This window comes from Pseudomonas sp. Y5-11, assembly GCF_022368695.1.
Lineage (GTDB): Bacteria > Pseudomonadota > Gammaproteobacteria > Pseudomonadales > Pseudomonadaceae > Aquipseudomonas > Aquipseudomonas parakoreensis.
The window spans coordinates 6,408,961-6,435,588 of sequence record NZ_CP058974.1 but is presented as its reverse complement, the minus strand read 5'-3'; the positions used below and the strand labels follow the sequence as shown (position 1 = coordinate 6,435,588).

Here is a 26,628-nt window from a genome sequence, read left to right as displayed (position 1 = left end):
GGTTTGATAAAAGATCAAAAGATCGCAGCCTGCGGCAGCTCCTACCTTTGGAATGCGTTATCCCTGTAGGAGCTGCCGCAGGCTGCGATCTTTTGATTTCAGAGCTCGTCGCTGATCGGCAACACGTAGTTCTTGAACTCGGTGTCTTCCTTGAAGCCAATGGATTCGTAGGTCTTCTGCGCCACCTCATTGTCAGCACTGGTGGACACGCGCATGCGCACGGCCTGGGTTTCCTTGGCCATTTTCTTCGCGGTGCGGATCAGGTTGTCGGCCACCAGCTGGCGGCGGGCATCTTCGGCGACATAGATGTCGTTGAGGATCCACACGCGCTTGAGCGACAGCGAGGAGAAACTTGGATACAGCTGGCAGAACCCCATCAGTTTCTTGTCGTCATCATCGGCCAGGGCCAGATAAATCACCGATTCCTTGCGTCGCAGGCGCTTTTCGAGAAACGCGCGGGAGGAATCCGGGTAAGGCAGGGAACCGTAGAACTCGCGATACTTGACGAACAACGGGGTCAGCAAATCCAGGTGTTCGAGGGTCGCTTGAATAATCCGCATGATAGGTCTCGTCTTCAAGTGGCTGTCTTCAACTGCTCTGACGGCGATGGGAAACCCTGCGGCCGTGCTTCGATCCTGCCTTAAAGCAGCGCAGAAACGCAATGCGGAAACGGTTCAGGTTGTGGGTGGATCAAGCAGGAAGTTTCCCTTCATGTCCGCACCGGTATCCGACTCCAGCGTCTGCACTTGCGCTTCGTCCTTCAGATTGACCCCCGACAGCTGCCGCCGACAGGCTTCGCGCATCAGATACAACAAGCGATGCGCCGCCATGCCATAGCTCAAGCCCTCAAGCCGCACATTGGAGATGCAATTGCGGTAGGCATCGGTCAGCCCGACTTTTGGATTGTAGGTGAAATACACACCGAGGCTGTCGGGCGAGCTGAGCCCCGGACGCTCGCCGATCAGCATCACGACCATTTTTGCGCCCAGCAACTGACCGATCTCGTCACCGATGGCCACTCGACCCTGTTCCACCAGCACCACGGGGGCAAGTGACCAGCCGTCGGTGCTCATCTGCTCCTCCAGACGGCTCAGAAACGGCAAGGTATGGCGATGCACCGCCAGCGCCGACAAACCGTCCGCCACCACAATCGCCACGTCGACCCCGCCGGGATTGGCCTGCGCGTGCTCATGCAGGGCCTGCGCCGAGGTGTCGCTGAGCTTGCGCCCCAGATCCGGACGTTGCAGGTAGCTGTTGCGATCAGTCGCCGCGCTGTGCAGCAATAAACTGTCGCGCCCGCGTTCGCTCAGCTGCGCACTGAGCCCGGCATGATCGAACGGCAGATGCACCGCATCCCGCGCCTGAGCGTGGGCGAACTGGAAATCCAGCTGGGCGCGGGTTGGCAGGCTGGTGCCGGTACGGCCCAGGGCGATGCGCGCCGGGGTCAGGCGGCGCAACTCCAGCCAAGGGTTTTGCGGGTCCACAGGCGGTTTTTCCATCACACTCATCCCAGTTGCGCCAACGCCTGGCGGAAGGCCGGCGGCAGGTTGTTGCCAAAGCGGACCTTGCCGTCCGCCTGGGTGAAAATACCCATATTCGCCAGCCATTGCTCGAACTCCGGCGCCGGTTTCAGTCCCAAAGTCTGACGGGCGTAGAGCGCGTCGTGGAACGAGGTGGTCTGGTAGTTGAGCATGATGTCGTCGGAACCGGGGATGCCCATGATGAAGTTGATCCCGGCTACGCCGAGTAACGTCAGCAAGGTGTCCATGTCGTCCTGATCGGCTTCGGCGTGGTTGGTGTAGCAGATGTCGCAACCCATCGGCACGCCGAGCAACTTGCCGCAAAAATGATCTTCGAGGCCGGCGCGGATGATCTGCTTGCCGTTGTACAGATATTCCGGGCCGATAAAGCCGACCACGGTGTTCACCAGAAACGGCTTGAAGTGCCGCGCGACGGCGTAGGCCCGGGTTTCGCAGGTCTGCTGGTCGACACCGTGGTGGGCGTTGGCCGACAGCGCGCTGCCCTGGCCAGTCTCGAAATACATCAGGTTCTGCCCGAGGGTGCCGCGCTTCAGGCTCAGCCCTGCGTCATAGCCTTCCTGCAGTACATTGAGGTTGATGCCGAAACTGGCGTTGGCCGCTTCGGTGCCGGCGATCGACTGGAACACCAGATCCAGCGGCACACCACGATTGATCGCTTCGATCGAGGTGGTGACGTGGGTCAGCACACAGGCCTGAGTCGGAATGTCGTAACGCTGGATGATCGCGTCGAGCATCTCCAGCATCGCGCAGATCGAGGCGATGCTGTCGGTGGCCGGGTTGATCCCGATCATCGCGTCGCCGTTGCCGTACAGCAGGCCGTCGAGAATGCTGGCGGCGATGCCGGAAGGTTCGTCGGTCGGATGGTTCGGTTGCAGGCGGGTCGACAGGCGTCCGCGCAGGCCGAGTGTGCCGCGAAATTTTGTGACCACGCGGATCTTCTGCGCCACCAGCACCAGATCCTGCACGCGCATGATTTTCGACACGGCGGCGACCATTTCCGGGGTCAGGCCGGGGGCGAGCTTGCGCAGGCTGGTCTCGTCCGCCGCATCGCTGAGCAGCCAGTCACGGAAACCACCGACGGTGAGGTGGCTGACTACGGCGAAGGCTTGTTTGTCGTGGGTGTCGATGATCAGTCGGGTGACTTCATCGGCTTCGTAGGGAATCAGCGCTTCCTGCAGAAAATGCGTGAGCGGGATGTCGGCCAGCGCCATTTGCGCGGCCACGCGTTCGCCGTCGTTGAGCGCGGCAACGCCAGCCAGGAAGTCCCCCGAGCGCGCCGGGCTGGCTTTGGCCATGACGTCCTTGAGGCTGTCGAAGCAATAGGTCTGGGCGCCGACGGAATGGGCAAATGCGGCCACAATATCCTCCTGTAAACGATAAACCCGCTGTAGGAGCTGCCGCAGGCTGCGATCTTTTGACATTGATTTTCTAAAAACAAGATCAAAAGATCGTCCGAACGCGGCCCGAGCCTTCGGCAGCTCCTACAGAGTTCCAGCACAGTGCCTGGATGGGCGCTGTGCACTTTTATATGGCAGTTCAGATACCTTCGAGCATAGCGTCTGCCGGGGCGTCGGCGCGTTGTTTGGCGGTCAGCTGGAAGTACAGGTAACCAGCGGCCATGAAGCCGAGGAACACGCAGCCGATCAGCGTGTTGAACCACGCCATCGCCACCAGGCACACCACCGCCAGAAACAGCGCAATGGCCGGCACAACCGGATAGCCCGGGGCGCGGAAGGTGCGTTCCAGATGCGGTTCGGTTTTGCGCAGTTTGAACAGGCTGAGCATGCTGATGATGTACATCACGATTGCGCCGAACACCGACATGGTGATCATCGCGGCTGTCAGGGTCATGCCTTGCAGGTTGACCAGGCCGTCGCTGTAGATCGCCGCGATGCCGATCACGCCGCCGGCCAGAATCGCCCGGTGCGGGGTCTGAAAGCGCGACAGCTTGGCCAGGCTTTTCGGCAGGTAACCGGCGCGGGCGAGGGCGAAGAACTGTCGCGAGTAACCAAGAATGATCCCGTGGAAACTCGCCACCAGGCCAAACAGGCCGATCCACACCAGCATGTGCATCCACGAGGAGTTGTTGCCGACCACCGCTTTCATCGCCTGCGGCAGTGGATCGTTGATGTTCGACAGCTGGCGCCAGTCGCCGACACCGCCGGCCATCACCATTACGCCGATGGCGAGGAATACCAGGGTCAGAATGCCGCTGACATAGGCCCTGGGAATCGTGCGTTTCGGATCCTTGGCTTCTTCGGCGGCCATGGCCGCGCCTTCGATGGCGAGGAAGAACCAGATGGCGAACGGAATCGCTGCGAAAATCCCCGGGATCGAACCCAGTGTGAACTCGTTGGCGCCGGACCAGCCGTTGAGTACGAAGTTACTGAAGCTGAAGCCCGGCGCAACCACGCCCATGAACACCAGCAATTCAGCGACCGCCAGCACCGTGACCACCAGTTCAAAGGTGGCGGCGATGCTGACACCGAGGATGTTCAGGGTCATGAACACGAAATACGCGCCGACCGCCGCGATTTTCGGGTCGAGTCCCGGATATTGCACGTTGAGGTAGGCGCCGATGGCCATGGCAATCGCCGGTGGGGCAAAGACGAATTCGATCAGCGTGGCGATGCCGGCGATCAACCCGCCTTTTTCGCCGAACGCTCGGCGACTGTAGGCAAACGGCCCACCTGCGTGGGGAATTGCGGTGGTCAGTTCGGTGAAACTGAAGATGAAGCAGGTGTACATGGTCGCGACCATCAGCGCCGTGACCAGAAATCCGAGGGTGCCGGCCGTGCCCCAGCCGTAACTCCAGCCGAAGTATTCGCCGGAAATCACCAGGCCGACAGCAATGCCCCAGAGGTGCAGGGTGCCGAGTGTGGGTTTGAGCTGTGTGGTGGAAGTCATAAGTCCTCTCTGTTTTTTATTGTTCGATCTGTTGGACTTTCGGGTGCAGCGGTTGAGGTGGATGGAAGCTGTTCACGCAGCGGCAGTTTTTTTGCAAAACCTGAATGACGGGTACGCAAGTGCCGTGCCAGAGCGGCCAGGCCTTGGGGTTGTGTCATTGAGGACGCCTTCGCGAGCAAGCTCGCTCCCACAGGTTTATGTGGTGAACCCATTATTGAGATCGAATTCAGATCCCTGTGGGAGCGAGCTTGCTCGCGAAGGCGGTTGAACAGGCGACACAGAAATATCTGTATCGCCCCCGGGTTTTAGAAGAAGCCCAACGGATTGATGTCGTAGCTCACCAGCAGGTTTTTTGTCTGCTGATAGTGATCGAGCATCATCTTGTGGGTTTCACGGCCGACGCCGGACTTCTTGTACCCGCCGAACGCGGCGTGCGCCGGGTACAGGTGGTAGCAGTTGGTCCATACGCGACCGGCCTTGATCGCGCGGCCCATGCGATAGGCGCGGTTGATGTCGCGGGTCCAGAGACCTGCGCCGAGGCCGAACTCGGTGTCGTTGGCGATCGCAAGGGCTTCGGCTTCGTCCTTGAACGTGGTGATGCTCACCACCGGGCCGAAGATTTCTTCCTGGAACACGCGCATTTTGTTGGTGCCCTTGAGCAAGGTTGGCTGGATGTAATAGCCGGTCGCCAGATTGCCCTCGAGTTTTTCCACCTGGCCGCCGGTCAGCAGCTCGGCGCCTTCGCCCTTGGCGATTTCCAGGTACGAGAGGATCTTGTCGAATTGCTGCTCGGACGCCTGAGCGCCGACCATGGTGTCGGTGTCCAGCGGGTCGCCGCGTTTGATCTGGCTGACTTTCTTCATCACCGCTTGCATGAATTCGTCATAGATCGATTCCTGCACCAGGGCACGGGACGGGCAGGTGCAGACTTCGCCCTGATTGAAGAACGCCAGCACCAGACCTTCGGCAGCCTTCTCGATGAAGCTCGGCTCGGCCTGCATGATGTCTTCGAAGAAGATGTTCGGCGATTTGCCGCCCAGTTCCACGGTGGAAGGAATGATGTTCTCGGCAGCGCATTTCATGATGTGCGAGCCGACCGGGGTCGAGCCGGTGAAGGCGATCTTGGCGATGCGTTTGCTGGTGGCCAGTGCTTCGCCCGCTTCTTTTCCGAAGCCTTGCACCACGTTGAGCACGCCCGGTGGCAGCAGATCACCGATCAGCTCCATCAGCACGCAGATGCCCAACGGCGTCTGCTCGGCAGGTTTGAGCACCACGCAGTTGCCGGCGGCCAGGGCCGGGGCGAGTTTCCATGCGGCCATCAGCAGCGGGAAGTTCCACGGGATGATCTGGCCGACCACGCCCAGCGGTTCATGGATGTGATAGGCCACGGTGTTGCCGTCGATTTCGGCCGCGCTGCCTTCCTGGGCGCGCAGGCACCCGGCGAAGTAGCGGAAGTGGTCGGCCGCCAGCGGGATGTCGGCGTTGAGGGTTTCGCGGATGGCTTTGCCGTTGTCCCAGGTTTCGGTGATCGCCAGGGTTTCGAGGTTCTGTTCGATGCGGTCGGCGATTTTCAGCAGGATCAGCGAGCGCGCCTGCACCGAGGTCGCACCCCACGCGTCGGCAGCGGCATGGGCGGCGTCCAGTGCCTTGTCGATGTCTTCGGCAGTGGAGCGGGGGAATTCGGCAATCGGCTGGCCATTCACTGGCGAGGTATTGGTGAAGTACTGACCTTTGACAGGCGCGACGAACTCGCCGCCGATGTAGTTACCGTACTTGCTCTTGAACGAGACTTTGGCGCCTTCAGTACCGGGGTGAGCGTAACGCATGATGTTGTTCTCCTTGGCTTTGTACTTATTAGAGAAACGCGCAAGTGCGCTTGCTATAAGCGTAGAGCAAAGGTCGGGCCATTGCCGCGCAAGGCAGGCAAATCAAGGCCTTGCGTAGTTTGTGTCGGACGGGCGGGCGCAGCCTGTGATGATTTCGGTACACAGCGCGTGACAGTTTGTACCGCTTTTGGCACAGCCTGTGACCGGCTGGTCTTGCCAGCATTGCAATGCCGGCCTGCCTGGAGGATCCTCAGCCAACAGAAACCCTGTAGGAGCTGCCGAAGGCTGCGATCTTTTGACCTTGTTTTTGAAGATCAAAAGATCGCAGCCTTCGGCAGCTCCTACACCAGGTTTGCGTCGACCTTTCGGGGAGAATAATAAGAAATGCACGACAACCATTTGAGTCGCCATGCCCAGCAGGTTCTCACCGTCAGTCAGGGCAAGCCGCACCTGCACGGGCCGGGTGCCGATCCGTCGATTGCCCGTTCGTGGCTGCGCTGTCTTGAGGACTACCACCTCGATCCGGCCCTGACCATGGCGCCTACGGTGCTCGAACATGGGCGCGTCCTCGAAAGCCGCGAGCGCCTGCAACAGGTGTTACAGATTGCCGGCAATGAAATGAGCAGCCTGCATCAACAACTGTCCGGCGCCGGTCATGCGGTGCTGTTGACCGATGCGCGAGGAGTGATCCTCAACTGCGTCACCGCACCCGCCGAGCGCAAGATATTCGAACGTGCCGGGCTCTGGCTCGGCGCCGACTGGAGCGAAGCCTGCGAAGGCACCAACGGTATCGGCACCTGCCTGGTCGAGCGCCAGGCGCTGACCATCCATCAGGACGAACACTTTCGCGGTCGCCACACCGGTCTGACCTGCTCGGCGAGCCCGGTGTTCGACCCGCACGGCGAATTGCTCGCAGTGCTCGACGTATCCTCGGCGCGCCACGACGTTTCGCGCCAGAGCCAGTTCCACACCATGGCGCTGGTCAATCTGTCGGCGAAGATGATCGAGAGCTGCTATTTCCTGCGTTGCTTCGATAACCAGTGGTTGCTGCGTTTTCATCTGCAGGCCGAATCCGTCGGCTTGTTCAGCGAAGGGCTGCTGGCGTTTGACGGCGAAGGGCGGATCAGCGCGGTCAACCAAAGTGCGCTGAACCTGTTGGGGCATATTCGCGGTGGTTTGCTCGGCAAGCCGGTGGAAGCGTTTTTCGATTGCTCGCTGGACGAGTTGCTCGGCCGTGCCAGCGCCAATGCCAGCGCCAGTTGGCCGCTGCGCACCCGCGATGGGCGGCATCTGTTTGCCTTGCTGCGTGGCGAGTCGCGCAAACCGGCGAAGATCATGCCGGCCCCGGTCGTGGCCAAAGCTCAGCCACTGGCGGGCATCTGCCTCGGTGACGCCGCGCTGCAAGCGGATTTTCGCAAGGCGCTGCGCGTGTTCGAGCGCGACGTGCCGCTGCTGATCAATGGCGAAACCGGCTCCGGCAAGGAAGCCTTCGCCAAAGCTGTGCATCATGCCAGCCAGCGTGCCAACAAAGCCTTCGTCGCCCTCAACTGTGCGGCGATCCCCGAGAGCCTGATCGAGAGCGAGCTGTTCGGTTATCGCGGTGGCAGTTTCACTGGCGCGCGCAAGGACGGCATGCGCGGCAAGCTGCAGCAGGCCGATGGCGGCACCTTGTTTCTCGATGAAATCGGTGACATGCCGCTGGCGCTGCAAACCCGTTTGCTGCGTGTGCTGGAAGACCGGCAGGTGGTGCCGATCGGCGGCGAGCCGGAGGCGGTCAACGTACGGATCATCAGCGCCACGCATCGCCATCTGCTGGAGCGGGTCGAAGACGGCAGCTTCCGTGAAGACCTGTATTACCGGCTCAATGGCCTCGAAGTTGCGCTACCGGCGCTGCGCGAACGCAGTGATAAATCGCAGTTGCTGGATTTCCTGCTGGCCGAGGAGGCCGGCGGCGAGACAATCGTGATTGACGAGGCGGCCCGTCAGGCGTTGCTGGCGTTCAACTGGCCGGGCAACGTGCGGCAGTTGCGCAATGTCCTGCGCACGCTGGCGGCGTTGTGCGATGAAGGGCGGATCGGGGTGGAGGATTTGCCGGCGATGATTCGCCAGGCGCAGCCGCCGCTTGCGCTGAAGACGGCTGAGTCCGAGCATCCGCTGGAGGACGCCGAACGCCTGGCATTGCTCAATGCGCTGGAGCAAGCGCGCTGGCACATGACCCAGACCGCGCAGCAGCTCGGGGTCAGCCGCAACACCCTCTACAGAAAGCTGCGAAAACACGGAATCGCCCGAACCGCATAAATCCCTCTGTAGGAGCTGCCGGAGGCTGCGATCTTTTGATCTTGTTCTTTACAGGATCAAAAGATCGCAGCCTCGTTGCACTCGTCAGCTCCTACAGGTGGGGTGATGGTGATCAGCTAAAGAGTGCGATTTCCCCCTCCCTGCGCTAACCTGCGGCGATGTTTTACGAGGTCGACTATGCACATTCATATTCTGGGTATCTGCGGGACTTTCATGGGCTCGATGGCGGTTCTGGCCAAAGAGCTGGGCCACCACGTGACCGGCTCCGACGCCAACGTCTATCCGCCGATGAGCACGCAGCTTGAGGCCCAGGGCATTCAACTGACCCAGGGCTACGACCCGGCCCAACTTGATTCGGCACCGGATCTGGTGGTGATCGGCAATGCCATGTCGCGCGGCAACCCGGCGGTGGAATATGTGCTGAACAAAGGCCTGCCGTACGTCTCCGGCCCGCAATGGCTGGCCGATCACGTGCTGCAGGGACGCTGGGTATTGGCGGTTGCCGGTACGCACGGCAAGACCACCACCAGCAGCATGCTCGCCTGGGTGCTGGAACACGCCGGCATGAGCCCGGGGTTCCTGATTGGCGGCGTGCCGCAGAATTTTTCGGTGTCTGCACGTCTGGGCGGCACACCGTTTTTCGTCATCGAGGCTGACGAATACGACAGTGCGTTCTTCGACAAGCGTTCGAAGTTTGTCCACTACCGTCCGCGCACTGCGATCCTCAACAACCTTGAGTTCGATCACGCCGACATCTTTCCCGATCTGCCGGCCATCGAGCGGCAGTTCCACCACTTGGTGCGCACCATTCCGAGTGAAGGTCTGGTGATTCACCCGACCACCGAACCGGCCTTGCAGCGCGTGATCGAGATGGGCTGCTGGACTCCAGTGCAAACCACCGGTGCCGGCGGTCAGTGGCAGGTCAAGTTGCTCAAGGACGATGGCTCGGCGTTCGAAGTGCTGTTCGAAGGTGAGTCCCAAGGCACCGTTGAATGGGAATTGACCGGTCAGCACAACGTCGCCAACGCCTTGGCTGCTCTGGCCGCGGCGCGGCATGTCGGTGTGGTGCCTGCGATGGGCATTGCCGGGCTGAGCGCGTTCAAGAACGTCAAGCGCCGGATGGAGAAGGTCGCCGAAGTGCGCGGCATCACCATCTATGACGACTTCGCCCACCACCCGACGGCCATCGCCACCACCCTCGATGGCTTGCGCAAACGCATCGGCGACGCACCGCTGATCGCGATTATCGAACCGCGCTCCAACTCGATGAAGCTCGGCGCGCACCGTGACGGTCTGCCGGACAGCGTGGTCGATGCCGATCAGGTGATCTGGTATGCCCCGGCCAACCTCGGTTGGGATCTGGCAGCCACCGCGGCACTGTGCAGCGTGCCGTCGATTGTCAGCGATTCGCTTGAAGGCATCATCGAACGGGTGAAGAGCCAGGCTCAGCCCGGCACCCATGTGGTGATCATGAGCAACGGCGGCTTCGGCGGCCTGCACGGCAAGCTCGCCGAGGCCCTGCAATGAACTCGTTTGCCCAGAGCGGCGGTCCGGAACGCATCACGCTGGCGATGACCGGCGCGTCCGGCGCGCAGTACGGGTTGCGTCTGCTCGATTGCCTGGTGCGCGAAGATCGTGAAGTGCACTTCCTGATCTCCAAGGCTGCGCAGCTGGTGATGGCCACCGAGACCGATGTCACGCTGCCGCCAAAACCGCAGATGATGCAGGCTTTTCTCACCGAGTACACCGGAGCGGCTGCCGGGCAGATCCGTGTGTACGGCAAGGAAGACTGGATGTCGCCGGTGGCCTCGGGCTCCGGCGCGCCAGCGGCGATGGTTGTGGTGCCGTGTTCCACCGGTACCTTGTCGGCGATTGCCACCGGTGCCTGCAACAATCTGATCGAACGCGCAGCGGACGTCACCTTGAAGGAGCGTCGCCAGTTGATTCTGGTGCCGCGCGAGGCGCCGTATTCGAGCATTCATCTGGAACACATGCTCAAGCTGTCGAACATGGGCGTGACCATCCTGCCAGCGTCGCCGGGCTTCTATCATCAGCCGCAGACCATCGACGACCTGATTGATTTCGTTGTCGCGCGGATTCTCAATCTGCTGGGTATTCCTCAGGACATGCTGCCGCGTTGGGGCGAGCATCATCTGAGCAGCGATGAATAAGCTGCTGACGATTGTGCTGGCGCTGCAACTGGCCGGCTGCGCCACCGCGCGCACGCTGGATGCGGCCAAACCGGGGGCGCCGGTGGTGTATTCCGGAACGCGTCTGGATTTGTATGCGATGAATGGCGGATGTTGTGCGATGGATCGCTTCGGCGCTGAGGCGCCGAGTTATCCGGGGGTGGACCTGCCGGCGAGTGCGTTGCTCGATACGCTGCTGTTGCCGCTGTCGTTGCTGACCGTGATCGGCGTTGGGTTTCAGGCGACGGGTGGATTGTAGGGGAGTGCTGCGCACTCCATTCGCGGGCAAGCCACGCTCCCACAGTGATTGATGTCGTGCGACAGGTTTGTGTTCGCTGGAGACTACTGTGGGAGCGGGCTTGCCCGCGAAGAGGCCAGCCCAGGCACCACAAAACTACTTGCCGAGCTTGCGCAGCTCATCCGACTCGACGATCCGCACCCCATCCTGTTCTTCCAGCGCCAGACGCCACATCGCCCTGGCCAGTTGGCAGGCTTCGATGCCGCGGTATTTGCCGGGAATCAATTTGGAAAACGGCGCGGCCAGCTGTTCGCCCAGGCGCGGCTCGGTGCGATCGCCCAGCAACAGCGATGGTCGGCAGATAGTCAATTGCGGCCAGTCCTGCGCGCGCAATGCCTGCTCCATCTCACCTTTGACCCGGTTGTAGAAAATCGACGATTTCGGATCGGCGCCCAGTGCGCTGATCACGATCAGGTGCCGCGCGCCCATCTCCCGCGCGCGTTTGGCGAACGCTACGACCATGTCCAGATCCACCGCGCGGAACGCGGCTTCGGAACCCGCCTGTTTGATGGTGGTGCCGAGGCAGCAATAGGCGATATCGACGCGACCACTGAGCTGCGGCAGAAACGCCTGCGGGTCGCCCACCGGGTTTTCCAGGTGCGGATGTTCCGCCAGCGGCCGGCGGGACGGGGCGAGCACGCGGGTGATCGTCGGCTCGTTGAGCAAACGGTCGAGCAGGTGCTCACCGGTCAGTCCGGTGGCTCCGGCAAGCAAAACGTGCTGAGGCGTCAAGTACATAGTGTTTCTCCCTTGATACTGTTCAGCTTAGTTGCTGTTTGTGGCTCCGTCGTTCAACGCAGCACTCTGCAACGCTTTTCTGGCCTGCTGCTTACGCAGCAGTTGCCAGTGCGCCAGCACGGTTTTCGGTGCCCAGATCTGCGGCTCCGAGGCTTCGAAGTTGTCCGCCAGTTCGCGCTCGGCGACGGTGGCCTTGGCCAGTTTGAAGGCTTGCTCCAGGTCGTCGGTCTGGTTCAGCGCCTGAGCGAACAAGGCGTCGCCGAAGTAGGTGAAGTTGGCTTCTTCCGAGCAACCGAACGACACGCGGTCGGCGCGCGAGGCGGTCATGATCAGGGTGCGCTCATCTTTCAGCGCGGGGATGAAACCACCGGAATAGCACGATGAAATCACGATCACCTTGTCGCGGTTTTTCAGCGGCGCCAGCACCGTGGCGAGTTCGTCGGCGGGCAGGTCGGCCAGTTCCATGCGCGGCTGGTCGAGCACCAGTTCGTGTTCGGCGGTGCCGTGGCTGGTCAGGTAGATGAACACCAGGTCTTCCGGGCCGCTGCGCTCGGCCAGGGTCTGCGCGGCGCGGCGCAGGTTTTCGCGGGTGGCCATCGGCCGGTCGGTGAGGTGGTCTCGGTGGTTGACCAGACGGATCTGGCCGTAAGCGCCGAAACGTGTGGTGAGCATGTTGGCGACGTAGTCGGACTCGCGCAGGAACACGCTTTGCTTGCCGTCGCCACCGAGGGTCAGGGTGTACAACTCCACCGCCGGGGTCGAGGCGGGCACGGCGGCCAGCGCGTTATCGAGCAGGCGGCCCTGGGCCAGCAAGCCGAGTTCGAGGGTGTCGGGCAGCAGCTTGCCGTCGGCGTCACGCACGCGCTGGCCGTTGATCCAGGTGCCGCTGAGTACGGTGCCGTCGGTCAGCACCAGGGTGCCGCGCCCGGCGTAGCTGTCGCTGTCGAACTCGCCGATGTAGAAGCTGCCGTCAGACAGGTTCAAACGGCCCTGGCCGCTGAAGCGCCAGTCATTGAAATAGCCGATGTAGTGGCTGCCGTCGGCGCCGATCAATTCGCCCTTGCCGGTCAGCGCGCCTTCCTTGAACTGGCCGAGCCAGACGTCGCCGTCGGCGTTTTCATAGCGACCCTTGCCGTGCAGTTGGCTGTTCTTGAAGCCGCCGACATAGATGTCGCCATCGGCGCTGTTGAAGGTGCCATTGCCTTCGAGCTGGCCGTTGACGAAATGGCCGCTGAAGGTGTTGCCGCTGGCATCGCCGCGCTGGCCTTCGCCGTTGGGTTTGCCGTGGGCGAACTGGCCCTGATAGGCGCTGCCGTCGTCCATTTCCAGACGCCCCAGCCCGGAATACTGGTCAGCCTTGAACTCGCCACGGTAGGTCATGCCGTTTTCTTTCAGCGTGCCTTCGCCATCGCGTCGGCCCTGCTTGAAACCGCCGGTGTAACTGCTGGCGTTGGTGGTCAGACTGCCTTGGCCGTCGAACAGGCCCTGCTGGAACTGGCCGCGATAAACCTCGCCGTTACTGCCGTGCCATTCGCCCTGACCATGCCATTGGCCCTTGTCGAATTGTCCGGCGTACCAACTGCCGTTGGGATAGTCGACGCGGCCCTGGCCTTGCAGCAAGCCGTTGACCAGTTCACCGCGATAGCGTCCGCCGTCCGGCAGGCGTGCATCCGGGGGCAGCAGCGATTCGCCGTCGCCGCACGCGGTGAGCATCAGGGTCAGGGCAAGGGGTGCAAGAGAAGCGAGTGGGCGCATAGCGGGATCCGGGCAATTAGGCGACCGAGTATGCCGCAGCCATGTGACCTTATACAGCCGGGAAAACAGCGCGGATGCGAAACAGCGTGCGCTGTTTCGCATCCGGTGACTCAAACGAAGCAGAGCGACAGCGGTTCGGCGATATAGGCCGGTTTGTCCGAGCCTCCTATCTCAAGCGTCGCGGTGGCCTTGAGCAGCCATTGACCGGGTTTTTTTTCGGTGACTTCGGCCAGGTCGACTTTCAGGCGCACTTTTGAATTGACCTTCACCGGCTGGATGAAACGCACGCTGTCCAGGCCGTAATTGACCACCATCTTCAGGCCTTGCGGCAGCACGAGGATGTCTTCCATCAGTTTCGGGATCAGCGACAGCGACAGGAAACCGTGGGCAATGGTGCTGCCAAAAGGCGTTTGCGCGGCTTTGACCGGATCGACATGGATGAACTGATAATCCCCGGTGGCTTCGGCGAACAGGTTGATACGCTCCTGATCGATGGTGAGCCATTCGGAACGTCCGAGTTCCTTGCCGACATAATCTTTGAGCTCTGCAACGGGAACATAGGGCATTGAGACTCTCCTTGGGTTCATCGGTTTTATAGTTTTTCAGGTGGGGGATTTGTCCGCCCTGCGAACCACTGTAGATCATCATGGCGTTTTGCTCCGGTCAACCGACCATGCTTTTGGCGAATGCCGATCCATAGCGCCGCCGTGCTTATAATGCCGAGGACTTGCGGGGGAGATGTCTGATGTTGTTACGTGGCCTGACCATGCTGGTGCTGTTTCAACTGCTCGGCACGGCACTCAACCATTTGCTGTTGCCGGTGCTGCCGGGGCCGATCATCGGCCTGCTGCTGTTGCTGGTGTTCCTGATCATGCGTGGTGAAGTCGGTGAGCCGCTGAACCTCGCGGCCGGCAGTCTGTTGCGTTATCTGCCGTTGCTGCTGGTGCCGCCGGCGGTGGGCGTGATGGTGTATGCGAGCGACATTGCCGCGGACTTCTGGGCGATTGTCGGCGCGCTGGTGCTGTCGTTGATCCTGTCGATGGCCTTTGCCGGGGTGTTGATGCAACGGCTGGTCAAGCGACACGCACCGAACTCGGAGGACGCTTGATGCTCTTCGATTGGCAAGGTGCCTGGGCTTCGGTGATCCATCATCCGCTGTTCGGCATCGGCATCACCCTCGGTGCCTATCAACTGGTGCTGGCGGCGTTCGAGAAAACCCGCTGGATCTTTCTGCAACCGGTGCTGGTCTCCATGCTGTTGGTGATCGGCGTGCTGGTCGGCTGCGGCCTGACGTACGCCGAGTACCGCAAGAGCACCGAGATCCTCAGCATTCTGCTGGGCCCGGCGACGGTGGCGTTGGCGGTGCCGCTGTATCTGAACCTCAAGCGCATCCGCCAATTGTTCTGGCCGATTTTTACTACGCTGGTGATAGGCGGCGTGGTCGCCACGAACATGGGCGTGTTGCTCGGCTGGTGGTTCGGTGCCGAGCACATGATTTTGATGACCATGGCGCCAAAGTCGGTGACTTCGCCGATTGCGATGCTGGTGGCCGAGCAGATCGGTGGCGTGGCGGCGCTGGCGGCGGTGTTCGTGTTGATCACCGGGGTGATCGGCGCGATCTTCGGCCCGGCGTTGCTGACCCGGCTCGGCGTGCACAGTCCTGAAGCGCGCGGCATGGCGCTGGGCATGACCGCACACGCGGTTGGCACCTCGGTGGCGCTGCAGGAAAGCGATGAGTGCGGCGCCTTCGCGGCGCTGGCGATGAGTCTGATGGGCGTGGCCACGGCGGTGTTCCTGCCGTTGGCGGTGTCGATGGTGGTCTAAGGAAATGTCTATGAGTCTGCCGCTTTTCCCGCTGAACACAGTGCTGTTTCCCGGCTGCAACCTCGACTTGCAGATCTTCGAGGCGCGCTACCTGGACATGATCGGCCGCTGCATGAAACAGGGTGGCGGTTTCGGCGTAGTGTGCATCCTCGACGGCCACGAAGTCGGCGTTGCGCCCGAAGGCTTTGCCCTGGTCGGCTGCGAGGCGCGGATCACCGATTTCCAGCAACAGGACAACGGTCTGCTCGGGATCCGGGTGCAGGGCGGGCGGCGTTTTCAGGTGTTGCGCACAGAGGTGCAGCGCGATCAGTTGATCCTTGCCGACGTCGAATGGCTGGACGATGAGCCGGAGCAACCGCTGCAGGACGAAGACGCCGATCTGGTGGCGTTGCTCAAGGCCTTGGCCGAGCACCCGATGGTCGAGGCGCTGAACATGGGCACCGAAGCGCTGGGGCAGCAGTCGCTGGCCAATCAACTGGCGTATCTGCTGCCGTTCGCCGAAGAAGACAAGATCGACCTGCTGCAACTCGACGATCCGCAGCAGCGACTGGATGCGATCCAGGCGCTGCTCGATGAGCTGCAGGGCGAGCTGTTCGCCTGAGCGAAAAAGATCGCAGCCTGCGGCAGCTCCTACATGAGATTCATTTCATACCCGCGCCATCTTGCGCATGTGAAATCAAAACCTTGTAGGAGCTGCCGCAGGCTGCGATCTTTTGCTTCTCAATAAGCGTAACGCAACATCGTGTCCGGCAAATGCCGCAGAACGAACAGGCTGAACAGCAACAGCAGCGCCGGCAGAATCAGCCACCAGACCTTGAACGGCATGGCGTTGAGCGGCGCCTTGCGCTGACTCAGCCACAAGCCCGCCGCACACACGCATGCCGCCAGCATCGCACCCGCCAGAATATCTGTCGGCCAGTGCGCGCCCAGATAGACTCGTGACAACGCAATCGACAGCGCCGGAATGCAGCCGAGCAGCAGCCAGGTCAGGCGCATGCGCGGCGGTTGGCCGCGACCGGCGAGAACCGCCAGCACCAGAAACAGCGCGAAAGCCCCCGACGCATGGCCGCTGGGCATGCTGTAACTGGTCAGTGGATCGGTCAGCACCTCCGGGCGGACCCGGGCGAAAAACTGTTTGGTGACGGTGTTCAGTAGCGCGGTGCACAGCAGCACGCCACCGGCAAAGATTGCCTGACGCCATTGCCGACACAGCAGCAACAGCCCGGTGAGCAGTGCGCTGAACATCAGCATGTTGCGGAATTCACCGATCAGGGTGAACGTCACCGCAATCTCGTCCAGCATCGGTTGGCGATGTTCCTGCACCAGGGTCATCACGCCTTGGTCGAGGGCGTGCAGATACGGATAGCCAATAAACAGGCCGATCAGAATCAACAGGCTCATGCTGCTGATCCAGATCGTCGCCCGGCGATGCTGGCGCAAGCTGCTGTTGACGCTCAGGCCGACCATCACTGCGATACTGGCGGCGACGATGCCGGCCTGCAGCCAGAAACCTTCCGGCAGCGGCAAACGGATCGCCGCGCCGGTGGCCCAACCCGGCAGCAGGTAGGCGACGCTCCAGCCGGCCGCCGCCAGCAGGCTGACGGCGGCGAAGCGCGGGAAGGGCATGTCGCACATCCCGGCGACCATCGGCAGCATCGGTCGCAGCGGTCCGATGAAGCGCCCGACCAGCAGACTGGCGATGCCGTAACGCTGGAAGTAGGTTTCAGCCCCGGCCATCCATTCCGGATGGTGGCGCAAACCTGGCAGGCGGCGGATGTTCTGGTGGAAGTGACGGCCGAGGAAGTACGAGATCACATCGCCGAGAATCCCGCCGAGAAAGCCCAGCAGCAGCGTTTCGCTCAGTGACAGCGCGCCACTGCCGGCCAGTACCGCGACGGCAAACAGCAACACTGTGCCCGGCACAATCAACCCGGCAATCGCCAGACACTCCACGCAGGCGACGATAAATACCGCTGCCGCCAGCCACTGCGGATTGGCAGCGAGCCAACCGGTCACGCTATCGAGCCATGGGCCCATACCAAAAAACTCCAAACCATTGATGATCCCTGTAGGAGCTGCCGCAGGCTGCGATCTTTGCTGTTAAAAGATCAAAAGATCGCAGCCTGCGGCAGCTCCTACAGGGTTACGTGTTTACAGCAGGAAATAATCGCGACCTTCGACCTGACCCCGGCGCAACGGGTTCCGCGTGCACCATTGGGCATACGTGGCGTCGACGAAGCGGTACATCAGGTGTTCGTCGCGGCCCTGGGGGATGCCCAGGCGTGTGGTCTGAATGATCTGCGTCGGCGCCGGGCCGGTGTCTTCCACCAGCAGCAGTTCATGGTCGAAACGCTTGGCGTCCCACACTGGGACCTTCAACCCCAGCGCCTTGCACAGCAACGTCTGGCCGGCACACAGTTTTTGCGAAGGACGCGGGCGGCCTTGGGCATCAGGATTGTTCAACAGCATCTGCGCCAGGCTCGCCGGCCCGCTGACCTCATCGACCCACGGGTAGGCGGATTTGATCAACACCGCATTGCCCGGCCCCTGAGCGCTGAAGTTCAGTGAATCGCCGCCACGGGCGTAATACATATAAATGTGTCCACCATCCAGAAACAAAGCCTTACGCTTTTCCGTGTAGCCGAGGGAGGCATGACTGCCTTTTTCCGCGCAGTAATAGGCTTCGGTTTCGATGATCCGGGCACTGAGCCACAGATCGCCGACCCGGTGGCGGATGACTTTGCCGAGCAGATCGCGCGCCAGCACTTGCGCGTCACGGTCGAAAAAAGTGTCCGGAAGGCCCAGTGGCAGGCGCTCGGCGGTGGCGCGAACGGTCAGGTTGGACATGGCAAACGGTGGTTATCCAGGCGAAGGAGGTCGCGATGATAACAATCCGCGGCTTAATTACGGCTGAACGTCGGCAAATTGCAGTCCATTTCGACCATCCGCCCGTCACCGCTGTTAGTCCCGGGACGCGACAGCTATAATCTGCCGCTTTCCTCTTTGCCAAGACCCCAGCAGACCATGACTGAGTCCGTTCTTGACTACATGACCCGATTGGGTCGCGCCGCCCGCGAAGCTTCCCGGGTCATCGGCCGTGCCAGCACCGCGCAGAAAAACCGCGCCTTGCAGGCTGCTGCCAATGCGCTGGACGCTGCGCGCGCCGAGCTGGCCGCAGCCAACGAACAGGATCTGGCCGCTGGTCGCGCCAATGGTCTGGAGCCAGCCTTGCTGGAACGTCTGGAACTGACTCCCGCGCGCATCGATGGCATGATCGTCGGCCTGCGCCAGGTGGCAGCACTGCCGGATCCGGTCGGTGCGATCCGTGACATGAGCTTCCGCCCGTCCGGCATTCAAGTCGGCAAGATGCGCGTGCCGCTGGGTGTGATCGGGATCATCTACGAATCCCGGCCCAACGTGACCATCGATGCCGCCAGCCTGTGCCTGAAGTCCGGTAACGCGACCATCCTGCGCGGTGGTTCCGAGGCGATTCATTCCAACCGGGCGATTGCCGCGTGCATCCAGCGCGGTCTGGCCGAGGCCGAATTGCCGGCAGCCGTGGTGCAAGTGGTCGAAACCACCGACCGTGCCGCCGTCGGCGCGATGATCACCATGCCTGAGTACGTCGACGTGATCGTGCCGCGCGGTGGCCGTGGCCTGATCGAGCGCATCAGCCGTGACGCCCGCGTGCCGGTGATCAAGCACCTGGACGGCATCTGCCACGTTTATGTCAGTGCCCACGCCGATCTGGCGAAAGCCCGGCGCATTGCCTTCAATGCCAAGACTTACCGTTATGGCATCTGTGGCGCGATGGAGACGCTGCTCGTCGATCAAAGTGTTGCGAAGGATTTCCTGCCGGCGATGGCTGCCCAGTTCCGCGAAAAAGGCGTCGAGCTGCGTGGCTGCGAACGCACCCGGGCGATCATTGACGCGGTAGCGGCCAGCGAAGATGACTGGAGCACCGAGTATCTGGCGCCGATCCTGTCGATTCGCGTGGTCGACGGACTGGACCAGGCCATCGAACACATCAACCATTACGGCTCGCACCACACCGACTCGATCGTCAGCGAAAACCTCGCCGACACCCGGCGTTTCGTCGCGGAAGTCGACTCGGCGTCGGTGATGATCAACACCCCGACCTGCTTCGCCGATGGATTCGAATACGGATTGGGTGCCGAGATCGGCATTTCTACTGATAAGCTGCACGCCCGCGGCCCGGTGGGTCTCGAAGGGCTGACCTGCGAGAAGTACATCGTGGTCGGTGATGGCCAGTTGCGCGGCCAGGCGACGGTCTGACTTGACCGACCTCGACCTGACAGCGCCGCAAACCGGCAGCGAGTCTCGCCCGCAACGCATTGGCGTGCTGGGCGGCACGTTCGATCCGGTGCACATCGGCCATTTGCGCGGTGCGCTGGAAGTCGCTGAAGCGCTTGGGCTCGACGAGCTGCGCATGATGCCCAGCGCCCGGCCGCCGCATCGCGATACGCCGCAAGTGTCGGCGCAGGATCGGCTGGCCATGGTTGAGTGCGCGGTGGCCGGAGTGCCGCCGCTGGTGGTGGACGCCCGCGAATTGCAGCGGGACAAACCGTCCTGGACCATCGATACCCTGGAGTTGATGCGTGCCGAAATGGCCGCCGAGACCCAGGTTTTTCTGCTTTTGGGCTGGGACGCATTTTGCGGCCTGCCCACTTGGCACCGCTGGGAGGAGTTGCTCCAGCATTGCCATATCCTGGTGCTACAGCGCCCGGACGCCGACAGCGAACCGCCGGATGCCTTGCGCAACCTGCTGGCAGCGCGTTCGGTGAGCGACCCGCTGGCCGTCAAAGGGCCGAGCGGACAGATTGCATTCGTCTGGCAGACACCGCTCGCGGTTTCCGCCACCCAGATCCGTCAACTGCTGGCCAGCGGTAAGTCGGTACGTTTCCTGGTGCCCGACGCGGTCCTGGCCTACATCGATGCGCACGGTCTGTACCGTGCGTCGAACTGAACAAGGCGTGCTTCACTGATACGAATCCACGTATCGCCAAGCCGCCGAATACATGAGCAAAACGAGTTTTATATGACCGACAAAGATGTAAGCAAAGTTAAGCGCAAAGGCACGTTCAAGAGCGCGCCGCTGCCGGAAGTCGCCAACACCAACGAGCCGCTCAAGGGCGACGAGCTGGTCAAGGTTGCCGTGGCAGCCCTGGAAGACGTCAAGGCACAAGACATCCAGATCATCGATGTTCGCGACAAGCAGAGCATCACCGACTACATGATCATCGCCACTGGTACCTCCAATCGCCAGATCAACGCGATGCTGGACAAGGTCCGCGAAGAGGTCAAAAAGCAAGGCGCCAGGCCGCTGGGCGAAGAAGGCAAGGGCGACAGCGACTGGGTGCTGCTCGATCTGGACCTGGTGATCGTGCACATGATGACTGCCTCGGCACGTCAGTTCTACGACCTGGAGCGCCTGTGGGCCGGTGCCGAGCAAAGCCGTGCGGCAGACGCCAAGCACCACAGCCCGGAAAACACCCACGAGCATTTCACCAAACTCAACAAAGACCAGCTGTAAGGGATTGCTGTGCGACTGCGACTGATCGCCGTCGGTTCACGCATGCCCAAGTGGGTGGAAGAAGGCTGGCATGAGTATGCCAAGCGTCTTCCGTCCGAGCTGGCGCTGGAACTGGTGGAAATTCCGCTCAATACCCGTGGCAAGAACGCCGACGTGGCCCGTTTCATCCGCCAGGAAGGCGAAGCCATGCTGGCCAAGGTCGGGCCGAACGAGCGGATCGTCACGCTGGAAGTGCATGGCAAGCCCTGGAGCACCGAGCAACTGGCGGTCGAACTCGACCGTTGGCGGCTGGATTCGCGCACGGTCAACTTCATGGTCGGTGGCCCCGAAGGGCTGGCGCCGGAAGTCTGCGCTCGCGCCGACCAGCGCTGGTCGTTGTCGCCGCTGACCTTGCCGCACCCGCTGGTGCGGATCCTGATCGGCGAACAGCTGTACCGTGCCTGGACCGTGCTGTCCGGTCACCCTTACCACAAGTAGTCCTGCCCTCATGTCTCAGCCGATCCGCATCAAGGACCACGAAAAGGACGCCCGCCTGGTGCGTAGCCGCGTCGTGTTCGGGGCTGTTGCGGTCATGCTGTTGATCGGCGTACTGATTGCGCGGCTGTACTACTTGCAGGTGATCCAGTACGAGTACCACTCGACACTCTCGGAAAACAACCGTGTCCATGTGCAGCCGATTCCGCCGACCCGTGGGTTGATCTTCGACCGCAACGGCGTGGTGGTGGCGGACAACCGTCCGAGCTTCAGCCTGAGCATGACCCGCGAACGCTCCGGCGACTGGCAGCAAGTGCTCGACGTGATCGTCGAAGTGCTGCAGCTGACGCCCGAGGACCGGGTGATCTTCGAAAAACGCATGCGCCAGGGGCGCCGGCCGTTCGAGCCGGTGCCGATTCTGTTTGAGCTGACCGAAGAGCAGATCGCCCGGATCGCGGTGAACCAGTTCCGCCTGCCCGGGGTGGAAGTGGTCGCGCAGTTGGTGCGTCATTACCCGCAGGGCGCGCATTTTGCGCACTCGGTGGGTTACATGGGGCGGATCAACGAGAAAGAGCTGAAGACCCTCGACCCGGTCAACTACAGCGGCACCCATCACATCGGCAAGACCGGCATCGAGCGTTTCTACGAGCCGGAACTGCACGGGCAGGTGGGTTACGAGGAAGTCGAGACCAACGCCCGCGGCCGCGTGCTGCGCGTGCTCAAGCGGACCGATCCGATTCCCGGCAAGGACATCGTCCTGAGTCTGGACATCAAACTGCAGGAAGCGGCGGAAGCTGCACTGGGCGGGCGGCGCGGCGCGGTGGTGGCGCTCGATCCGAACACCGGTGAAGTCTTGGCAATGGTCAGTCAGCCGAGTTTCGACCCGAACCTGTTCGTCACCGGCATCAGCTTCAAGGCCTATGCCGAGCTGCGCGATTCCATCGACCGGCCGCTGTTCAACCGGGTGCTGCGCGGTCTGTACCCGCCGGGTTCGACGATCAAGCCGGCGGTGGCGATTGCCGGTCTCGATGCCGGTGTGGTGACGGCGTCGAGCCGGGTGTTCGACCCCGGTTACTACATGCTGCCCAACTACGATCACAAGTACCGCAACTGGAACCGCACCGGTGACGGCTTCGTCGACCTCGACACGGCGATCATGCGTTCCAACGACACCTACTTCTATGACCTGGCGCACAAGCTGGGCATTGATCGGTTGTCGGCCTACATGAACAAGTTCGGCATCGGCCAGAAGGTCTCGCTGGACATGTTCGAAGAATCTCCCGGCCTGATGCCGTCCCGCGAGTGGAAGCGTGCGACGCGCAAACAGGCGTGGTTCCCGGGCGAGACCCTGATTCTGGGGATCGGCCAGGGCTACATGCAGTCCACACCCTTGCAACTGGCGCAGGCCACGGCGCTGGTGGCCAACAAAGGCATCTGGAACCGGCCGCACCTGGCCAAGACCATCGAAGGTGCCAAACCGGTAGATGAAAACCCGATGCCGGATATCGTTCTGCGCGATCCGTCGGACTGGACCAAGGTCAATCACGGCATGCAGCAAGTGATGCACGGCGCCAGAGGAACCGCGCGCAAGGCGGCAATCGGTGCGCAATACCGCATCGCCGGCAAGTCCGGTACCGCTCAGGTGGTCGCGATCAAGCAAGGTGAAAAATACGACCGGTCCAAGGTTCAGGAGCGCCACCGCGACCACGCCTTGTTCGTCGGTTTCGCTCCGGCCGACAACCCGAAAATCGTTGTGTCGGTGATGGTCGAGAACGGTGAGTCCGGCTCCGGCGTCGCCGCGCCAGTGGTGCGTCAGGTCATGGATGCCTGGCTTCTGGATCAGGAGGGTCGATTGAAGGCCGAATACGCCGGTCCTATCAGTGCGGAGGCTTCGGCCCGTGATGAATAATTTTGATCGCATGCTCTCCAGTGAGGATGTGATGCGTCGTCGTGCGACGCTGCTGCAACGTCTGCATATCGATGGCCCGCTGTTGATCCTGCTGCTGATTCTCGCCGCGGGCAGTCTGTTCGTGCTGTATTCGGCGAGCGGCAAGAGCTGGGATCTGCTGGGCAAACAAGCCACTTCGTTCGGCATCGGCCTGGTGTCGATGATCGTCATCGCCCAGTTCGAACCGCGTTTCATGGCCCGCTGGGTGCCGCTCGGTTATGTGGTCGGCGTGGTGCTGCTGATGGTGGTGGACATCATGGGCCACAACGCCATGGGTGCGACGCGCTGGATCAACATCCCCGGAGTGATCCGCTTCCAGCCTTCGGAGTTCATGAAGATCCTGATGCCGGCAACGATTGCCTGGTATCTGTCCAAGCGCACGCTGCCGCCGCAGCTCAAGCACGTCGGCATCAGCCTGATGCTGATCGGTGTGCCGTTCATTCTGATCGTGCGCCAACCCGACCTCGGGACGTCGCTGCTGATTCTGGCCGGCGGCGCGTTCGTGCTGTTCATGGGCGGGCTGCGCTGGCGCTGGATCCTCAGCGTGCTGGCTGCGGCCGTGCCGGTGGCGATCGCCATGTGGTTCTTCATCATGCACGACTACCAGAAGCAGCGGATCCTCACGTTCCTCGACCCGGAAAGTGATCCACTGGGCACTGGCTGGAACATCATCCAGTCGAAAGCCGCGATCGGTTCCGGCGGCGTGTTCGGCAAGGGCTGGCTGCTGGGCACCCAGTCGCACCTGGACTTTCTGCCGGAGAGCCATACCGACTTCATCATCGCCGTACTCGGCGAAGAGTTCGGTCTGGTCGGCATCTGCGCGCTGCTGCTGATCTATCTGTTGCTGATCGGTCGCGGCCTGGTGATCACCGCCCAGGCGCAGACGCTGTTCGGCAAATTGCTCGCTGGTGCGTTGACCATGACGTTTTTTGTTTACGTTTTCGTCAACATCGGTATGGTCAGTGGCCTGTTGCCGGTGGTGGGGGTGCCGTTGCCCTTCATTAGCTACGGAGGAACTTCGCTGGTGACACTGCTGTCAGCGTTTGGGGTTTTGATGTCGATTCATACGCATCGCAAGTGGATCGCACAGGTTTGAATAAGGTGAAGAGTTCAATGCAAGTCATGCGCAGCTGGGCGACTCGTTACGCGCCGTGGGTCGGCCTGGTCGGCATCCTTGGCAGCGCGCAGGAAGTGCTGGCCGGCGATTACGAAGGCTCGCCACAGGTGGCTGAATTCGTCGGCGAAATGACCCGCGATTACGGTTTTGCCGGCGAGCAACTGATGGCCGTGTTCCGCGAGGCCCAGCGCAAGCAGGCGATTCTCGACGCCATCTCCAAGCCCGCCGAGCGGGTCAAACAGTGGAAAGAATATCGCCCGATGTTCATCACCGACGCGCGCATCGCCCGTGGTGTGGACTTCTGGCGCCAGCACGAGGCCGTACTGGCCCGTGCCGAGCAGGAATACGGCGTACCGGCACAAGTCATCGTGTCGATCATCGGCGTCGAGACCTTTTTCGGACGCAATACCGGCAATTACCGGGTGATTGATGCATTGTCCACGCTCGGATTCGACTATCCTCCCCGTGCCGAATTTTTCCGCAAGGAATTGCGTGAGTTCCTGCTGCTGGCCCGTGAGGAACAGGTCGATCCATTGACCCTCAAGGGCTCGTACGCCGGGGCGATGGGCTTGCCGCAATTCATGCCGAGCAGCTTTCGCGCCTATGCGGTGGATTTTGACGGTGACGGTCACATCAATATCTGGACCAATCCGGATGATGCGATCGGCAGCGTGGCCAGCTATTTCAAGCGTCACGGCTGGGTCGCCGGGGAACCGGTGGTGAGCCGCGCCGACGTGCGCGGCGAACAGGTCGACGAAGGTCTGACCACCGGCATCGAGCCGACGAAAACGGTTGGAGAGTTGCGGGCGCTGGGCTGGTCAAGTCATGATGCGCTGCGCGATGATATGCCGGTTACTGCATTTCGCCTCGAAGGCGACAACGGCCCTGAATACTGGATGGGCCTGAAGAATTTCTACGCGATCACGCGTTATAACCGCAGCGTGATGTACGCCATGGCCGTACATCAACTGTCTGAAGAGCTGGTAAAAGCACGGGGCGTCAAGTAATGCGGGCATTGCCTATCAATAAACCCCTGAAGCTGGTGGCATTCGCCGCGTTGGCGGTGCTGGTCGCCAGCTGTTCGACCAGCCGCGCGCCGACCCAGAAGACCCCGTCCACTGCGGTGCGTGCGCAGCCGGGGCTGGACATCAACCGCGCGCACAAAGATGGCGCGCCGTGGTGGGATGTCGATGTTTCGCGCATCCCCGACGCCACGCCGACCCTGCACACCGGTCCTTACAAGGCCAACCCGTACACCGTGCTGGGCAAGACCTATTTCCCGTTGCAGGAATCCAAGACCTACGTCGCCTCGGGCACCGCTTCCTGGTACGGCACCAAGTTCCACGGGCAGAACACCGCCAACGGCGAAGTGTATGACCTGTACGGCATGAGTGCCGCCCACAAGACTCTGCCACTGCCCAGTTACGTGCGTGTGACCAACCTGGACAACAACCGGAGCGTGATCCTGCGGGTCAACGATCGGGGGCCGTTCTATTCGGACCGGATCATCGATTTGTCCTACGCGGCCGCGAAGAAGCTCGGTTATGCCGAAATCGGCACCGCGCGAGTAAAGGTCGAAGGTATCGATCCGCAACAATGGTGGGCCGCCAAGGGCCGTCCGGCGCCGCTGATGCTCAACGAGCCGCAAGTCGCGCAGAATAACGCCCCGGTGATCACGGCGTCGGCCGGTACCATCGAGCAGTGGACCCCGCCGCCGCAGCAACATGCCTCTGACACTGTCCCTGTACAGATCAGCGCAAAAAAAAACGCTTCTGCACCAGCGTCTGGCCAGTATCTGCAGGTGGGCGCGTTCGCCAACCCGGACGCTGCAGAACTCCTGAGGTCGAAGCTCAGCGGGATGGTGAGCGCTCCGGTGTTCATCAGCTCGATCGTGCGCAATCAGCAGACCCTGCACCGGGTACGCCTGGGGCCGATCGGTTCGCCGGGTGAAATCGCCCAGGTGCAGAACAGTGTACGCCTGGCCAATCTCGGCTCGCCGAGCGTGGTCACCGAGTAAGAAACGTAGCACTTGATTGACGGTTCACTTGCGGTTTTGGGGGGTGGACCAGGTTGTTGGCTCGTCGAAGAACAAAAGCCCGGCAAGGGTGACTGGAGTGAGCAACTGAACACGCGATGGCCCGTTAGAAGGCTGTCTGAAT

The 26,628-nt window shown here is 61.7% G+C and carries 25 protein-coding genes; 15 read left to right on the top strand and 10 right to left on the bottom strand.

Features of this window, described 5'->3' with window-relative positions:
* Positions 1 to 98 precede the first annotated feature (98 nt).
* The 5 genes from HXW87_RS28985 to HXW87_RS28965 all read right to left on the bottom strand — a co-directional run bounded on the left by HXW87_RS28985 (position 99) and on the right by HXW87_RS28965 (position 6,274).
* On the bottom strand, positions 99 to 560 hold the full coding sequence (locus HXW87_RS28985; RefSeq protein WP_007958617.1) for a GNAT family N-acetyltransferase: 462 nt from the start codon (positions 558 to 560) through the stop codon (positions 99 to 101).
* 114 nt (positions 561 to 674) lie between these two features.
* Complete coding sequence (gene eutC / locus HXW87_RS28980; protein ID WP_047296920.1) at positions 675 to 1,499, bottom strand: ethanolamine ammonia-lyase subunit EutC; 825 nt, start codon at positions 1,497 to 1,499, stop codon at positions 675 to 677.
* A gap of 5 nt (positions 1,500 to 1,504) precedes the next feature.
* Positions 1,505 to 2,899 (bottom strand): ethanolamine ammonia-lyase subunit EutB, encoded by a 1,395-nt coding sequence (locus HXW87_RS28975; protein WP_239778246.1) that lies wholly within the window; start codon positions 2,897 to 2,899, stop codon positions 1,505 to 1,507.
* Positions 2,900 to 3,077: 178 nt separating this feature from the next.
* A complete protein-coding gene (eat, locus tag HXW87_RS28970) occupies positions 3,078 to 4,448 on the bottom strand; it encodes an ethanolamine permease (RefSeq protein WP_095668215.1) in 1,371 nt (456 codons plus the stop codon).
* 305 nt (positions 4,449 to 4,753) lie between these two features.
* Positions 4,754 to 6,274: an aldehyde dehydrogenase family protein gene (locus HXW87_RS28965; RefSeq protein ID WP_047296830.1), complete on the bottom strand. Its 1,521-nt coding sequence runs from the start codon at positions 6,272 to 6,274 to the stop codon at positions 4,754 to 4,756.
* Between the two features lie 384 nt (positions 6,275 to 6,658).
* Here HXW87_RS28965 and HXW87_RS28960 point away from each other — a divergent pair, with 384 nt between their 5' ends.
* The 4 genes from HXW87_RS28960 to HXW87_RS28945 all read left to right on the top strand — a co-directional run bounded on the left by HXW87_RS28960 (position 6,659) and on the right by HXW87_RS28945 (position 11,020).
* Positions 6,659 to 8,572: a sigma-54-dependent Fis family transcriptional regulator gene (locus HXW87_RS28960; RefSeq protein ID WP_239778245.1), complete on the top strand. Its 1,914-nt coding sequence runs from the start codon at positions 6,659 to 6,661 to the stop codon at positions 8,570 to 8,572.
* Between the two features lie 177 nt (positions 8,573 to 8,749).
* Entirely contained in the window at positions 8,750 to 10,099 is a 1,350-nt protein-coding gene (mpl, locus tag HXW87_RS28955) for a UDP-N-acetylmuramate:L-alanyl-gamma-D-glutamyl-meso-diaminopimelate ligase (protein ID WP_239778244.1), read from the top strand.
* The gene (gene ubiX, locus HXW87_RS28950) at positions 10,096 to 10,743 is read left to right on the top strand and encodes a flavin prenyltransferase UbiX (protein WP_047296825.1); all 648 of its coding nucleotides are present in this window, start codon (positions 10,096 to 10,098) and stop codon (positions 10,741 to 10,743) included. The genes mpl and ubiX overlap by 4 nt, the downstream gene beginning before the upstream one ends.
* A complete protein-coding gene (locus HXW87_RS28945; protein WP_115986843.1) occupies positions 10,736 to 11,020 on the top strand; it encodes a YceK/YidQ family lipoprotein in 285 nt (94 codons plus the stop codon). The genes ubiX and HXW87_RS28945 overlap by 8 nt, the downstream gene beginning before the upstream one ends.
* Before the next feature lie 135 nt (positions 11,021 to 11,155).
* On the opposite strand, the gene HXW87_RS28940 is transcribed toward HXW87_RS28945, so the two are convergent.
* The 3 genes from HXW87_RS28940 to HXW87_RS28930 all read right to left on the bottom strand — a co-directional run bounded on the left by HXW87_RS28940 (position 11,156) and on the right by HXW87_RS28930 (position 14,118).
* A complete protein-coding gene (locus HXW87_RS28940) occupies positions 11,156 to 11,797 on the bottom strand; it encodes an oxidoreductase (RefSeq protein ID WP_007968134.1) in 642 nt (213 codons plus the stop codon).
* A gap of 27 nt (positions 11,798 to 11,824) precedes the next feature.
* Positions 11,825 to 13,552, bottom strand: coding sequence for a C13 family peptidase (locus tag HXW87_RS28935; protein WP_239778243.1), 1,728 nt, complete (start codon positions 13,550 to 13,552; stop codon positions 11,825 to 11,827).
* Between the two features lie 110 nt (positions 13,553 to 13,662).
* Positions 13,663 to 14,118: a MaoC family dehydratase gene (locus HXW87_RS28930; protein ID WP_239778242.1), complete on the bottom strand. Its 456-nt coding sequence runs from the start codon at positions 14,116 to 14,118 to the stop codon at positions 13,663 to 13,665.
* Positions 14,119 to 14,297: 179 nt separating this feature from the next.
* Between HXW87_RS28930 and HXW87_RS28925 the strand changes: the two genes are divergently transcribed.
* The 3 genes from HXW87_RS28925 to HXW87_RS28915 are packed head-to-tail and all read left to right on the top strand — an operon-like array spanning position 14,298 to position 15,977.
* Positions 14,298 to 14,660 carry a CidA/LrgA family protein gene (locus HXW87_RS28925; RefSeq protein WP_047296821.1) on the top strand — a complete coding sequence of 121 codons (363 nt, stop codon included), beginning with the start codon at positions 14,298 to 14,300 and terminating at the stop codon, positions 14,658 to 14,660.
* The gene (locus tag HXW87_RS28920; protein WP_239778241.1) at positions 14,660 to 15,376 is read left to right on the top strand and encodes an LrgB family protein; all 717 of its coding nucleotides are present in this window, start codon (positions 14,660 to 14,662) and stop codon (positions 15,374 to 15,376) included. The genes HXW87_RS28925 and HXW87_RS28920 overlap by 1 nt, the downstream gene beginning before the upstream one ends.
* A 10-nt stretch (positions 15,377 to 15,386) precedes the next feature.
* A complete protein-coding gene (locus HXW87_RS28915) occupies positions 15,387 to 15,977 on the top strand; it encodes an LON peptidase substrate-binding domain-containing protein (protein WP_007960613.1) in 591 nt (196 codons plus the stop codon).
* A gap of 119 nt (positions 15,978 to 16,096) precedes the next feature.
* Here the strand turns inward: HXW87_RS28915 and HXW87_RS28910 are convergent, their stop codons facing one another.
* The gene (locus tag HXW87_RS28910) at positions 16,097 to 17,413 is read right to left on the bottom strand and encodes a bifunctional DedA family/phosphatase PAP2 family protein (protein WP_239778240.1); all 1,317 of its coding nucleotides are present in this window, start codon (positions 17,411 to 17,413) and stop codon (positions 16,097 to 16,099) included.
* 114 nt (positions 17,414 to 17,527) lie between these two features.
* On the bottom strand, positions 17,528 to 18,223 hold the full coding sequence (locus tag HXW87_RS28905) for a DNA-3-methyladenine glycosylase (protein ID WP_239778239.1): 696 nt from the start codon (positions 18,221 to 18,223) through the stop codon (positions 17,528 to 17,530).
* A gap of 177 nt (positions 18,224 to 18,400) precedes the next feature.
* Between HXW87_RS28905 and HXW87_RS28900 the strand changes: the two genes are divergently transcribed.
* The 8 genes from HXW87_RS28900 to HXW87_RS28865 all read left to right on the top strand — a co-directional run bounded on the left by HXW87_RS28900 (position 18,401) and on the right by HXW87_RS28865 (position 26,486).
* Positions 18,401 to 19,672, top strand: coding sequence for a glutamate-5-semialdehyde dehydrogenase (locus tag HXW87_RS28900; RefSeq protein ID WP_121187386.1), 1,272 nt, complete (start codon positions 18,401 to 18,403; stop codon positions 19,670 to 19,672).
* 1 nt (position 19,673) lies between these two features.
* Positions 19,674 to 20,363, top strand: coding sequence for a nicotinate-nucleotide adenylyltransferase (nadD, locus tag HXW87_RS28895; protein WP_179294958.1), 690 nt, complete (start codon positions 19,674 to 19,676; stop codon positions 20,361 to 20,363).
* A gap of 72 nt (positions 20,364 to 20,435) precedes the next feature.
* Positions 20,436 to 20,930 (top strand): ribosome silencing factor, encoded by a 495-nt coding sequence (rsfS, locus tag HXW87_RS28890; protein WP_047296815.1) that lies wholly within the window; start codon positions 20,436 to 20,438, stop codon positions 20,928 to 20,930.
* A 9-nt stretch (positions 20,931 to 20,939) separates the two neighbouring features.
* Complete coding sequence (gene rlmH, locus HXW87_RS28885; RefSeq protein ID WP_003185785.1) at positions 20,940 to 21,407, top strand: 23S rRNA (pseudouridine(1915)-N(3))-methyltransferase RlmH; 468 nt, start codon at positions 20,940 to 20,942, stop codon at positions 21,405 to 21,407.
* A 10-nt stretch (positions 21,408 to 21,417) separates the two neighbouring features.
* A complete protein-coding gene (gene mrdA, locus HXW87_RS28880; RefSeq protein WP_182402592.1) occupies positions 21,418 to 23,313 on the top strand; it encodes a penicillin-binding protein 2 in 1,896 nt (631 codons plus the stop codon).
* A gap of 31 nt (positions 23,314 to 23,344) precedes the next feature.
* A complete protein-coding gene (gene rodA / locus HXW87_RS28875) occupies positions 23,345 to 24,448 on the top strand; it encodes a rod shape-determining protein RodA (protein WP_047296919.1) in 1,104 nt (367 codons plus the stop codon).
* A 17-nt stretch (positions 24,449 to 24,465) separates the two neighbouring features.
* The gene (gene mltB / locus HXW87_RS28870; RefSeq protein ID WP_047296814.1) at positions 24,466 to 25,476 is read left to right on the top strand and encodes a lytic murein transglycosylase B; all 1,011 of its coding nucleotides are present in this window, start codon (positions 24,466 to 24,468) and stop codon (positions 25,474 to 25,476) included.
* Complete coding sequence (locus tag HXW87_RS28865; RefSeq protein ID WP_121187381.1) at positions 25,476 to 26,486, top strand: septal ring lytic transglycosylase RlpA family protein; 1,011 nt, start codon at positions 25,476 to 25,478, stop codon at positions 26,484 to 26,486. The genes mltB and HXW87_RS28865 overlap by 1 nt, the downstream gene beginning before the upstream one ends.
* The last annotated feature ends 142 nt before the right edge of the window (positions 26,487 to 26,628 follow it).